Raw genomic sequence first — 13284 nt, 5'->3', positions numbered from 1 at the left:
CACATGACCGTCAGGCCGATAGACGCCCGCTTCGAGGTGCTGGACATGGAAGACGTGATCGCGCTGGAGCGTGCGCACCGTCCATTCGCGCCGATGCCAACCTGCGAGCGTTCGATCCCCGCTGCGCCGCCACCACCGCCGCCACGCCAGGAGCCATCGGGCGCCGCGCCGGCAGGCAGTCCGCCAGCGCAGACCGCGGGCACGCAGACCTGGGCTGCGGACACGGCGGGCACGCTGACCGGCCTGCTGGACCTGTCCGCCACCGGCGGCAACGGCGGAGCCACCGCGCTGCTCGCCGGCTCCAACAGCACCGCGGCCGCCGCCGACCCGGGCGTCATCCCGGCGTTCGCCGGCCTCGTCGTGCTGGGCTCGAACGCACCCGATGCCATGGTCGGCCCGTTCCCGCTGGCGACCGCCGACACGGCCCCTGCGCCGCCCACTGCATCGGCCGATCAGATCGCCTTGTGCGAGCTGCTGCTCGGCGATCCGCTGCTGCGCGAGGTCGTGCAAACGTACTGCCCCGATGTGCCGACAGCGCTGCCGCACAACGCGACCACCGACGCCCTGGTCGCGCAGTACGGCCAGGACCTGACCTGCCGCATGCTGCAGGCCTCCACCGCCATCCGCGCCGTGCTCAACGAGTACCTGCGCGACATGGACCGCGCCGCGATGCAGGGCCACGACGCCGGCGGCAGCGGCTGGGTCTTCACCCCCGGCACCGCGGGCCAGGGCGAGCAGGACGGCATCGCCGCGAAGTGGCGCTTCGACCCGTCGCTGTTCACCGCCGATTACGCCAAGGGCGACAACCTGGCGGCACGCGCCTTCGCTTCGCTGCACGGCACGGATGGCGCCTTCGCCACGATCACCCGCACGCTCAGCGGCATCAGCGACGCCGGCGAGATCTACACCACTGCCTCGGGCGGCATCGACATCGACAGCGCCCAGTTCAAGCGCCACGACGTGGGGGACGCGGGTAGCGAGCTGCGCTGGGAAGGTGCGCGCATCGGCAGCCACTCGCTGGTCCACGTCGACCTGAACGAGCCGCCGGAGATGTTCGATCCGAAGGCCGTGTGGTTCGACCCCGCGCTGGGCTTCGTCACCGCCAATCAGAACCTCGTGCCCGAGGACTCGTGGGCCGAGACGATCGTCATCACGGTGGTCATCGGCGTCGTCACCTGGGGCATCGGCAGCGTGGTCTGCGCCGGCGCTGGCGTCGCCACCACCAGTGTCGTCGGCGGCGCGATCATGGGCGCCACCGGCGCGATCGTCGGCGGGCTGTTCCAGAACGGCACCGTCAGCTTCGAGGATGTGGTGCGCGGCGCCGTCACCGGCGCGATCATGGGCGCGGTCACGGAGAAGCTGGGCAACGTAGGCATCGATGCCAAGACCGGCGCCGTCACCGACTGGGGCGCACGCCTGGGAGTCGCCTCGGGCAAGGCCACGCTGCAGGGCATCCTCGCCGAGCTCACCGGCGGCGAGTTCAAGGATGCCTTCGGACCGGCCTTCGCCAGCAGCTTGGCCGGCGATGTCGGCCGCAGCATCAACGCCGCGATTGCCGAGGCTGCCCGCGGCGGCGGCCTCAGCGCCGAGCAGGTCAGCGCCTACCGCACCATCGGCCGCGCGGTCACCACCGCCATCGCCGCACTCGGCAACCCCGATGACCCCGTGCTCGCCAGCTTCGCCCAGGACTTCCTCGGCGACACGCTCAAGGCAGAGATCCAGCCGCCCACCAGGGGCGGCGCCGGCACCGCGGATGCAGGCAGCACCAATGCCGGCACCGGCGCCAGCGCGCTGTTCTCCAGCACCGATTCCGGCGCGCCGGACGAAGTGTCCGGGACCTCGGCAGCGACGACCGGTGCCGAAACAGGTTCGTCAGGCTCTCAAGGCGACCCGATTCAGGGCAACGGGCAACCGAGTGCTGACGCTGCAAGGACTGAAATTGATGACCTCGCCAGTCGATGGAATTGGTTTCAGCTCGCGAGCGAGTCCCATCAGCAGACGGTGTCGTTTCTCGACGATTGGCGGGCGACATGGCGCGTGGGCAATCCCTGGGCAATCGACATGAACGGCATGCTGGAGTACATCGCCGAGTGGGACAAAGCCCATGTCGATGTCCTCCAGCCGAGAGTCGAAGACTATTTCACGCCAGAGGAGTTGGCGCGTCTGTTCGGCGGTTCAAGCCCGATCGGCGAGAACACCTCCACGCAGGACCCCGATGGTTCAATCGCCGCCGAGGTGGTCCACGATGCCGACGCCATCGGCATGGACGCGCCCGTCAACGTCGAGGAATCGAACGGCGGAGCGACGCACCTCACAATCGTCGACCTGTCCGAGACAACCTCGGCAGTGGGCAGAACGGAGACCGCGGACACGGACGGCTCGGCACAGGCGAATGACGAGCCTGGCGGCGGCGTAGCAGATGCGGACCAGGACGCTGCGGAGCGAGGCGGCGCCTCCTCTTCGTCGCCGGCAACCTCCGACGCCACCACCTCCACCGGCACCGCTTCCGACTCCGGCGACCCCGCCCCCACGCGAATCGTCGTCACTGGCGCGCTTCTGCACAAAGATCAGCACGACAACCAGATCGAGTTCGACGCCCAGGGCAATGGTTTCGTCCACTTGAAGGGCGGCGGCACGATCGTGCTAGGAACCGTCGATCCCGCGCTGCGCGGCGAGCTCACGGCCAACACCGTCTTCACAGGGTCCTTCCTCGAGCGACTCGGCGGCAGCAGCGGCACGAGCCTGGCCGCCTCGCTCTCGGAGCTGAGCCTCACCGCGCCGCTGCACCAACTCGTCGGCCAGGCCCCTCGCGAAGTCAACGCCGCGGACCTCTTCCGCGTGATCGGCAGGTCGAGCTTGCCGGGCCTCGTCATCTTCACGGGGGCCAACGGCCCGACCGACTACACCTGGACCGCCGCCTCGGGCCCGAGCGAGCGCGTCGTCGGCAACATCGACCAGCCCTTCCCGATGCTTCAGCGACTCGCCGGCGACGGCGAGTGGCAATCCGCCGGCTATGTCGAATACCTGCCCGCAGGCAACGAGCTGCGGTACCTCCGCAGCGTCGAGCAGCCCTACGGCCAACTGCAGCGCCTGGAGGACGGCCAATGGACCGCCGTGGTCGACAACGTCCGCCTCTACGGCAACGACAACGGCGGCTTCGCCATCCTCACTGACGAGCAGCTCGCTCGGCTGCGCGATCCGGCGATCAACGTGCCCGTGTCGCCGGGGCCGGGTGGCACGCCTGGATACGTCGCAGACAACCGCGATACGTCGACGCCGGGATATCAGCTGCCAGACCTCCTGCCGATGCTGACGACCACGACACCACGGACGGAGCCGACTTGGAAGGACTTGATTGTCAATGCCCGCCAATTTGAAAACCAGTTGCCCGAACAGCTTTCCGCCGAGCTGGATCGAGCCGCATCTGTCGGTGTTCGTCCGATCACGGCGACCGATCCGACATTCGACAGCGTCTTGAATGACGGGAGAATAAAGTTTGTAATCCTGGAGTCAGGGCAGCTCGTCGTTGCCCCTCATACCGTAGGCAACGTCGAAATTTCTCATGCAGTACTCTCGGGCGGTAGGGTCGTTATCGCCGCAGGTGAAGCAGACATTGCCGGCACGTCGGGCTCGTACATCGGAATCGGCATTCTGCCTCACAGCGGGCACTATCTGAATGGTTCTTCGCCTGCCGTAAGCAAAGAGGTCGAAGATCTCGCCAGGCGAGCGTTTGCTGAACTCGGAATCACCTTCCCCACCCCGCCAAAGGAGCCATCGTGACAGAAAGCAACGACACTGAGAAGATGCTCCGGGAGCAGTTCCCGGCGCCGCGCTATCGCGTATCACGAGGAGAGTATCCCGCTGGCACGCTTCTCCCATGCGCCATGTCGGAAGGAACCTGCTACGTCATTGCAGGCTCCTGCAAGTACTCGAGCCCCTCTTTCGAACTCTTACTCAGCGCAGGGGAAAGCGGAAGACTGAGATCCGGAGAGTACCAATTCGAAGTCCTCGGCAATTCCAGCGCAGTCCTTGTTCATGTGTGGGACTTGGAAGCCCTCAAGACGACTTGAAATCAAGGTCGCATGGATCAGTTCGCAAGGCCGCGTCTCTACTGAATTGGAGCGGGCCTGGGAACGCTGCTGGGCGCCGGCTCCAAACCGGTCTCCATCGAGGGATTCGTGGCGGATCTTCCTGTGGGAGAAAAGGGCGGCGTCACCGATGTGAAAAGCCACATCGATCCGACGAACAGCGATCAGTTGCGCGCGTTTCACACCCATGCCATTGAGAACAAGTGCCCTTCAACATCATCATCGGCCCGAGCACCCAGACCATCTCCGAACCTTTGCTTGACAACATTCGATCCTCAGGAGGACGGGCTACGAAGCCGGCAGAAGAAGCGCAATGGCTGGACGGTGCGGCGCGATATCTCGGTGAAGTGCTCAGGCAACGGACGGCTTCCAAATGGAGCATTCGCCTGAGCGATCCGAAAATGCTCTTTGTTCAACAGCTTCAATGGGTCGGCTTGGGCGCCGACAGCGGCTTCGCCTTCAAGAAGGCGTGGAGCGACGACAACACACAGGGCCACAGCGAACGTCCCTAACTTGAATATGGAGCGTATTTTCGAACTACGCCATGCTGTCTACCCAGGGCCCCCTAGCCACGCATGAGCCACCGTCTGCAACGGACCTCGATCCAAATCCCCATCACCCGTCCGCGGGACATCGGCTGCATGCCAGCCACATCAACAGGAACCTCTCGTGACCACACGTTCCCTCCTGGCCGCACTGGCCATCGCCACCACCCTGTCCGGCTGCGGCACGCTGCAGATGGCCGACGAGCAGCAGGACGCCGCCCGCAAGACCTTCGCCGTCGCGTCGGACAAGGCGGGCGTCTACGTCTATCGCAATGAACACATGGGCGGCGCCATCACGATGAAGGTGTCGGTCGATGGCAAGGAGGTCGCCCGCACGGGCGCGATGACCTACGTCTACGCCGAGCTTGCGCCAGGCGCGCACAGGGTCACATCGCATGCAGAGAACGACGACAGCATCGAGTTCGTCGCCAAGCCCGGCACGCTCACCTACATCTGGCAAGAAGTGAAGATGGGCCTGCTGTCCGCGCGCACCAAGCTGCACCTGGTCGGCGACGAGCAGGGTCGCAAGGGCGTTGCGGAGACCCGGCTCGTGCGCAGCGGGCAATGAGGACTGGCCGCGGGCATTCGATGTGGACGAGGCGCCGACGGCCCGCCTGATTTCCAGCACAACAAGACTTAAAGATGCACAGGGAGGACTTGATGACCGCGACGTCCAGCGGCACCTGGTGCCTGCGCTTCCTCAGCGGCGCAGCGAAGGGCCGCACGCTCGCGCTCGAGCATGGCGAGAACATCGTCGGCTCGGCGAGCGATTGCGACGTGCTGCTCGCCGGGGGCGACACGCGTGCGAAGCACCTGGTCGTGCTGGTCGGCGACATTGCAGTCGCCCTGCAGCGCATCGGCGACGCGCCGGTGCGCCTGAACGGCGAAGAGGTCACGCAGCGCCGCCGCAGCCTCGTGGCCGGCGACGAGATCACGATCGGCAGCTTCCGCCTGCAGCTGGACCGTTCCTACGCGCCGGCCGCTGCCGCGGACACCGGATTCCCGGAGAGCATCCTGTGCGACGACGGTCATCTGGTCGAAGCGGTACCACCCGCGCGCCGCCGCTCCGGTACCGGTCGACGCGCCGCGGTGCTGCTGATGGCGTGCGCGGCTCTGGGCCTGGCCGCACTGGCGGCCTGGCCCGGCCTGCAGGACCGCACCGCCACGCCGCAAGGCCCCGACGCTGCCGCCATCCAGAGGGCGATCGCCGGCTTCGATGAAGTCGAGGTGCTGACGCTGCCCGCCGGGCAGTTCATGGTCCGCGGGTATGTGGAGACGCGCTCGCGGCGCCTGGCGCTGCAAGGCGCGGTCGAGCCCTTCGGCCGGCGTGTCGGCGTCAGCGTGCACGCGGTCGACGAAGTGATCGAGCAGGCGCGCCGCTACGTGGCCAGTTCCGGCATCGCCTTGAGTTACCAGGGGCAGGGGCGCATCGTGCTGTCCGGCGTCAGCGACGATCCCGCGCTGCGCAAGCGCGTTCGCCAACTGGCCGAGGACCTGCAGCCCGCCGTGCTGGTCACCGACCGCGTGCGCTACCGCGACGATGCGCAGGCGCGCGATGCAACACGCCGCGCGCCTGCGCAGGCCCAGGCCGCGCAGTGGGCGGCCTGGCAGGCGGAGTTGCCCGCGCGCATCGTCGGCGTCACCGACGACGGCAACGGCACGCGCTACATCCAGCTGGCCAACGGCAGCCGCTACTACGAAGGCTCCGTCCTGCGCTCGGGCACGCGCCTGGACCGCATCGACGGCAGCCACCTTCACCTCGGCACGGGGCGCGACGATGCTGCGCGCTGACTGCCGACACGGAATTTCGCGCACAGGGCCCGGCCGGACCTGCGCACGGAACGTCGGCCTGCCGCGACGCGGCGAGCCGGCTTCACCCCCAGTCACCCCGCTGCGACCGGCCCGGGCCGGCCGTCGCGGGCGACTGCTTCAACGACCACATTCACCTTTCAGGAGAGACACATGGCAGGTTCGGTTGACGATTCCATCGCCCAGATGAACCAGGCTGCCGCCGACAACGCGAAGTTGATGGCCGCCAGCATCGATTGCAACGTGAAGATCCAGACCGCTTCTTCGACCACCAACACCGTCAACGGCGCCAGCAGCGCCGGCGGCGAGGTGGCCAAGCAAGTCGGCCAGGACATCCGCATGGCCGCCAAGGCCAGCTAAGGGCTGAAGCCGGCCGCATCGGCGCCTTCCGGGGCGGCGGTGCGGCCTCGGCATGCGCCGCTCGGCGGCCATCCCCCCATTCGTATTCGCTTTCGCGGGGCGACGAGTCGCCCTATTGAATAACTCGTTATCTAGAAGGAGGCGCGCGATGTCCGCCACGACGATTGCCGCGATGGCCCCGATCGATGCGGCGCAGGCGCTGAATCCGGCGACCTCGGCGGCCGGCGCGCTGGCGCCGCACGAGCCCGCCGATCCGCAGCAGGCCCGGCGCTTCGCCCAATTGCTGGCTGCACCGGCCGGTGGGTCCGCCGCCGCTGCGGCCGGCGCCACCGATCCCGCGGCCTTGCGCGAGATCGCCCAGGTCTTCGGCCAGCAGCTCGAAGCGTCGCGCACGCTGCAGGAGATGCGATCGAGCATGCTCGCCTCGGTGGATCTGCGCGATCCGATCGGCACGATGTTCGCGCTGACCGACCACTCGCTCGAAGCGCATGCGATGTTCGCCCGCCTGCACATCTCCAGCGGCCTGGCCAGCGCGGCGACGAGCCTGTTCGGCACGCTGCTGAAGAACCAGCAGTGAGGCCGGCAATGGCACATCGGACCCTTCGGGTGTCGCGCGCAATGCACGCCCTGCTTGCACTGACCCTGGCCCTCCTGCTCTCGGGCTGCACGGTCGAGCTGTATTCCGGCTTGTCGGAGCAGGAGGCCAATGAGATGCTGGCCGCGCTCAGCGCCGAGGGCATCGATGCACGCAAGCAGCGCGGCGAGGGCTCGCAGTGGGCGGTGCAGGTCGACGAAGCGCGGCTAGGTGCCGCCGTGGCCGTGCTGCGCAACAACGGGCTGCCGCAGGAACGCTACACGACGCTCGGCGAGGTGTTCCAGCGACAGGGCCTGGTATCCACGCCGGCGGAGGAGCGCATGCGCTACATCCATGCCGTCTCGCAGGAGCTGTCGCAAACGCTGCGCAAGCTCGACGGTGTCGTCGTCGCGCGCGTGCACGTCGTCATACCGGCCAACGATCCGCTGAGCGACAAGCTCAAGCCCTCGTCGGCATCCGTTTTCATCAAGCACCGGCCCGACACCGACCTTCGACTACTGGTGCCGGCCGTCAAGGACATGGTGGCCCACGGCATCGAGGGCCTCGCTCACGAGCAGGTGTCGCTGACGTTAGTCGAGGCGCGGCGGCTCGCGGTGCCGGATCGCGCGGTGCCCGAAGCGCAAGGGCCTGCGGTTGCAGGACTCGCGGAGTGGTTGCCGGGACGCACGGCCGCCGTGCTCGCCGGACTGTTCGCCGCTGCGGCATTGGCACTTGCGGCGCTGCCGGCGTTGCTGCGCCGCCGCGGGCGGGACTGGCGCTGGTTCGCGCGGCAGGTGTTCCGGCGCTGACACCCGACGCCACAAGAACGACAACCACGCGCCACTCGAATCACACAAGGCTCAGGGAGGAACTCACATGACCGTCAGGCCGATAGACGCCCGCTTCGAGGCGCTGGACATGGAAGACGTGATCGCGCTGGAGCGCCGGCCGTGGTCACCGACGCTGCCTGCGGCACGTGAACACTCGATCGCCACTGCGCCGCCAGCACCGGCGCGCCCGGAGCAATCGAGTCCCGCCTCGGCAGGCGTGCCGCCACCGCCGGCCGCAGCGCCGCCGTCGACGCAGGCGCCTCAAGCGCTAACCGGCTCGTCGCTCCCGGGCCTGCTGGACCTGTCCGCCACTGGCAGCAACGGCGGAGCCACTGCGCTGCTCGCTGGCTCCAACAGCACCGCGGCCGCTGCCGACCCGGGCGTCATCCCGGCGTTCGCCGGTCTCGTCGTCCCGGGCTGGAACGCACCCGATGCCATGGTCGGCCCGTTCCCGCTGGCGACCGCCGACACGGCACCTGCGCCGGCCGCCGATGGCCACGCAAGCACCGCCCTCGGTCTCGCTCCCGCTGGATTCGCCGCTGACCTGGCCGCCATCGATGCGCTCCTGGCCGACCCGCTGAACGCGCAACTGGCCGCCGCCTATGGCGGCAGCGCCGCGCTGCGCCCAGAAGGCGTGGATCCGATGCTGATCGGCCGCTACGGCGCCGAACGGCTGGGGCTCATGCAGCAGTTCGACCGCGCGCTGCGAGTGGCGCGCGACGAGCACGAACAGGCCCTGAACGCCGCGCGCCATGTGCACCGCCCCGGCGAGACGGTGACCGTGGATCGCCACGGCAACCTTCGGCCCGGCGCCGACTCGCCTGGCTGGAGCGTCGTCGAGCGCAGCCGGCGTGGGTCGGACATGCACCTGTACCAATTCAGCGAACGGGCATTCAACGACTGGTATGGCGCGCAGCCGGGCTTGTCGCACAGCTTCTTCGCGCAGCGACCTGCGCAGGTGGTCGACAGCCCGCCGCTGGTGCTCGCGGCGGGCATCCTGCTCGAGCGCGATGTGATCGACCTGGCGTTGAGCGACCCGATGAATCAGTCGCTCATCGCGGCTTATGGCGGCGCGAGCACGCCCGATACGACCGGCGGACTCAACCCGATGCTGGCCGAACGCTTCGGGGCCGACCGCCTGGGCCGCATGCAGCAGCTCGACCGGGCGGTGGAAGGCGCGCGCAGCGCCTACCTGCGCGCCCTGGACGCGGCGCGCGCGAATCCGCCTGTCGTGGACCTGAGCTCGGCGACCACCCCGATCGTGGACGGTCCCGTGGCGGGCAGTGTCGGGTGGTCGCGGGTCAGCAGCACGACACGCGACGAGCACGGCAACGTCACGTCTACCGAGCAGACGCTGAAGTTCGACGAAGCGGCCTATACCGATTGGTACGCGGCACAAGACGGTCTGGCCAACCGCGCGTTTGCGCAATGGCATGGCGGCGTGCACTGGACGGATGCCGTGGTCGCCGGCGGGGGAGACGGCGGTTCCTACGTCGAGCACCAGGCTCAGCTGGTGACCAACGATGGCTCGCTGGCGCTGGATGGCCGGGGCTTCTACGACACCAGCGGACTGGTGCAGGTGGACCCGGCCAACCCACCCGAATTGCACGACGCCGGCGGGGTCTGGCTGGATCCCAGCCTGGGCTTCGTGACGAGCGTCGAAAACCTGGTCCCGCGCGAAAGCCTGATCGACGTGGTTGCGCCGATCGTCTTCATCGCCATCGCCACCTTCGGCACGGGCGCGGCACTCGGCCTGACGGCCGCATCCGCCAGCGTTGGCGGCGCGATGGTCGCCGGCGCGGCCATGGGCGCGATCGGTTCCTTCTGGAGCGGGCTGGTGTTCGATGGTCGGGTCGACTTCAAGGACATGCTGCGTGGCGCCTTCACCGGTGCAGTCACCGCCGGCGTGATCAAGGGTGCCAACCTCGACACCGCCGGCATCGATTCCGTCACCGGCAACGTCACCAGCCATGCCACCCGCGCGCTGGTCATCACCGGCCAGGCGACTCTGCAAGGCGCGCTACAGGAAATCATCGGCGGCAAGTTCCGCGACGGCTTTACCTCGGGCCTGGCCTCGGGGCTGGCCGGCGAAGTCTGTCGCGGGCTGAACCTGGACATCGATGCACGCGAGCAAGCCGGCAGCATCACCGTGGCCGAGGCCAGCCAGCTGCGCATGCTTTCGCGCGCCGTCGGCGGTGCGATCAATGCGCTGGCCAATCCGGACGATCGCGGCGCGGCATTCGCGGCCCAATTCCTCGGGGACCTGATCAAGGATTCGGCCAGTGCCGGCGCGACGCCCTCCACAGCGCAGGAAGACTTCCGCGCCAGTGAGATCGTGGAGCAGAACGCGGGCGGTGCGGACGTGGCGGGCACCGGCGATGTGATTGCCGTGGACCCGTCCGGAAACAGCAACAGCACGGACAGCGGCGTCGAGACGGAAGACTCCGATGTGGGAACGGACGATGTCGACGACGTCGACGCCGATGCCGCTGCAGAGGCAAACGGCGATGTGGCCGGATCGGGCAGTTTGCAATCGCCCGGCCAGCAGGCCGAAGCCGCGATCGCACTGCTCGCGGAAAAGTACGGCGGCATTGACAACATTCCCGCCGGCGAGTTGCGCGCACTGATCGAGCCGCTGCTGCCGACGGAAGCTGATGTCGACGCCCTGCCGCTGATGCTGGGGCCGGTGGAAGTCGCCGGCCTGGGCGACGATCTGCACAGCGTGTGGCGCGACACGAGCAAGCAGGTCTCGATTGGCGCCGGTGTGATCGCCGGGCTGTTCCAGGGCGTCGGCGACAGCGTCATCGGCCTCGGCCAGTTGGCGCTCACCACTGCCCAAGCGCTCGAGTACCTCCGGCTGGGCGGCGATACGCCCCTCGGTCGCCTCGTGCCCGGCGGCAAGGAGGCATGCCAGACCCTCCTGTCGATCGGACACTCGGTTGCCGAAATCGTCCGAGAGCCGCGCCACTACCTCGGCGCGGCCGTGGCCCACTCGGTCGAGAGCGTGAACAACGCACTGGCGACTGCGTCGGCCTCCGACCATCGTGGCGACTGGTTTCTGTATGGCGCCGCAGTCGGGCGCGTGACCTTCGACGTGGCCGGCCTCGTTCTCGGCGCCGCGGGCCTCGCCAACGGGCTGACGACAGCCGCTGCGCGTCTGCAAACCTTCGTGCAACTGCGCGCGGCGGCAGCGGCCGGCCTGCCCGAGTTCGTTCCCACGGCTTCCGGCAATTCCGGGTTGCGAGCCTTGTCCGAGCTGACCTCGACAGAGCCGGTGGCCTCCGGTGGCATCAACGCCACCAAGGTCAACAGCACGGGCTATGCGTTGACCGACTTGACGGCCGCCGAACGCAATGCCGTGCTCGACATCGTGAGACTTGGTGATGCTGACGGTATGCTCACCGAGAGCGTCGTCGAGTCGGTCGCCGCGCGCCAGGGGCTCCAGTCGCTCTCCGGTGGCAAATACGGCAGCAACAACGGATTCGATCACGTGTTTGTCGACCGGGACGGGAATGTCACGTTGTTGATCGATTCCAAGCAAATGAGCAATGGGGCGGTATCGCTCGACCCGATGGCTGCAGGGCGCAACATGCAACTGTCGGACGACTGGGTAAGAGCCGTACTCGGCGAACTTGACCAGTCATCCGAAGCGTACATCGCAGTCAGCAAAGCAATGAAGAACGGCACCTTGATCAAAGGCATCGCCGCGGTCGACAAGACAAGCGGGAACGTCCTGATCATTCGCGTCAGCTAAACACACCCTACCGAGAGGCTCAAATGGCAGCTCCACAAGACAACTGGACGGCGCGGCAGCGGCGCGTGGCACACATCAAGTCCCATCTTGCCGATCCGTCAGAAATCGAGCAGGACGTCGACTACATTCGAAACAACAAAGGAGACCCTGCGGCCTGCGTCCTTGATCTGAATTCAAAGGCATTGGCGCAGGCAATGCTCGCTTGGTTCGACAGTCACGATCTTGCGGGCCTCCGGCAGTGGTGTTACGTTGGTGCCAAGCTCCGCCTACTGCGCTTCAAGATGAAGCCAGACACCTTTGGACCGGGCGGCAAATTCCTTGAGCTGCGGCTTCCGCTTCTCTCCAACCACGCTGGTGTCATCCAGCAGTTCATCGACGCCGACTCGATGTACGACATGAAGCGCGCCGAAAGCCACAAGACGCACGACTTCTGCGCCTATCAAGCGATCGTTGCATTGCGCGGCGAATGGACGCGGCTGGCCGAACGCGCGGAGAGAGTACTCGCCGACCCGCCCGCAGGGCACGAGCACCAGAAGTACCTCGTGGAGCATCGTTTCTACTTGGCTCTGGCGCGCGGCAACGTCAACGGGATGGAAGACGCATTGGCCGAGATCACCGCACCCAAGGCCGTCAAGTCTCGAAGCAACGACGAAAGCGGCTTTACCGAGGACCTCATCTCCACGGCGGCCGTCAACCTCGCAAAGATCGCGTGGCGCAGCGGCTACCCCATCAAGGTGGATTCGCCTTTCGTGCCGGCGGAGTGGTTGCCGATGGACCCCTTGCCGCACTACGACCTCCACTACGACTTTCTGAAGTAGAGCGGGCGCAGACGACGCCGCCGCTCGGCCTCGTCGTTCCGAAAAGTTCGACGGCTGCCATCGGTCGATGCCTATCGCATGAATGACACGTCCCACCTCTTAGGGACTGCCACCGAGGCAACATCACAGCAGAATTGCAAACGGGCCGCCATGCACGGTCCTTTAGGGAGGAGTTCCATGTATTCGAAAACGTACTGCCGGCCGGCAGTCCGCCGCGCTGTCGGCGATCGAAGCTCGGCAACCACTACACGAATGCCGCGCTGGTCGATCTGGTCTACAGGAACGTCACGAACACCGCGCCGACCGCGCTCGACGTTCAGCTCTATGGCTCGATGCTGGACAAAGGCCAGTTCACCGGCGCTGAACTGACCTGGGCCACAGCCGACAGCGCCATCAACGCGGCGACCATCGACCTCACCGGGCTCTCGACGACCGGGCTCGACTACCTCCCGTGGCAGGGATGAGAGCCGAAACGGCACAGCGTTCCCGTACCAAAGCAACCTTCA

Annotated in this window: 10 protein-coding genes; all 10 read left to right on the top strand. The window is 67.2% G+C overall.

The features are described 5' to 3' along the window. Window positions 1-3: 3 nt before the first annotated feature. The 10 genes from HLB44_RS20700 (at window position 4) to HLB44_RS20655 (ending at window position 13242) form a co-directional block, all read left to right on the top strand. Entirely contained in the window at window positions 4-3780 is a 3777-nt protein-coding gene (locus HLB44_RS20700; RefSeq protein WP_173126267.1) for a hypothetical protein, read from the top strand. A gap of 511 nt (window positions 3781-4291) precedes the next feature. Continuing rightward, window positions 4292-4600 carry a hypothetical protein gene (locus HLB44_RS20695; protein ID WP_173126264.1) on the top strand — a complete coding sequence of 103 codons (309 nt, stop codon included), beginning with the start codon at window positions 4292-4294 and terminating at the stop codon, window positions 4598-4600. 157 nt (window positions 4601-4757) lie between these two features. Further along, a complete protein-coding gene (locus tag HLB44_RS20690) occupies window positions 4758-5201 on the top strand; it encodes a DUF2846 domain-containing protein (protein WP_343051437.1) in 444 nt (147 codons plus the stop codon). Window positions 5202-5293: 92 nt separating this feature from the next. Continuing rightward, complete coding sequence (locus HLB44_RS20685) at window positions 5294-6424, top strand: FHA domain-containing protein (protein ID WP_173126261.1); 1131 nt, start codon at window positions 5294-5296, stop codon at window positions 6422-6424. A gap of 171 nt (window positions 6425-6595) precedes the next feature. Then, on the top strand, window positions 6596-6802 hold the full coding sequence (locus HLB44_RS20680) for a hypothetical protein (RefSeq protein ID WP_173126258.1): 207 nt from the start codon (window positions 6596-6598) through the stop codon (window positions 6800-6802). Window positions 6803-6950: 148 nt separating this feature from the next. Continuing rightward, window positions 6951-7379 (top strand): hypothetical protein, encoded by a 429-nt coding sequence (locus tag HLB44_RS20675; protein WP_173126255.1) that lies wholly within the window; start codon window positions 6951-6953, stop codon window positions 7377-7379. Window positions 7380-7420: 41 nt separating this feature from the next. Next, on the top strand, window positions 7421-8185 hold the full coding sequence (gene sctJ, locus HLB44_RS20670) for a type III secretion system inner membrane ring lipoprotein SctJ (RefSeq protein ID WP_246312373.1): 765 nt from the start codon (window positions 7421-7423) through the stop codon (window positions 8183-8185). Between the two features lie 67 nt (window positions 8186-8252). Then, on the top strand, window positions 8253-11960 hold the full coding sequence (locus HLB44_RS20665; protein ID WP_173126249.1) for a hypothetical protein: 3708 nt from the start codon (window positions 8253-8255) through the stop codon (window positions 11958-11960). A gap of 23 nt (window positions 11961-11983) precedes the next feature. Next, window positions 11984-12778: an Imm49 family immunity protein gene (locus HLB44_RS20660; RefSeq protein ID WP_173126246.1), complete on the top strand. Its 795-nt coding sequence runs from the start codon at window positions 11984-11986 to the stop codon at window positions 12776-12778. A gap of 134 nt (window positions 12779-12912) precedes the next feature. Further along, window positions 12913-13242, top strand: coding sequence for a hypothetical protein (locus HLB44_RS20655; protein ID WP_173126243.1), 330 nt, complete (start codon window positions 12913-12915; stop codon window positions 13240-13242). Window positions 13243-13284: the final 42 nt, after the last annotated feature.

It is taken from the genome of Pseudaquabacterium terrae, from assembly GCF_013266755.1.
Lineage (GTDB): Bacteria > Pseudomonadota > Gammaproteobacteria > Burkholderiales > Burkholderiaceae_C > Pseudaquabacterium > Pseudaquabacterium terrae.
Note: the sequence above shows the minus strand (reverse complement) of the source record. Positions and strands in the feature narration are given on the sequence as shown.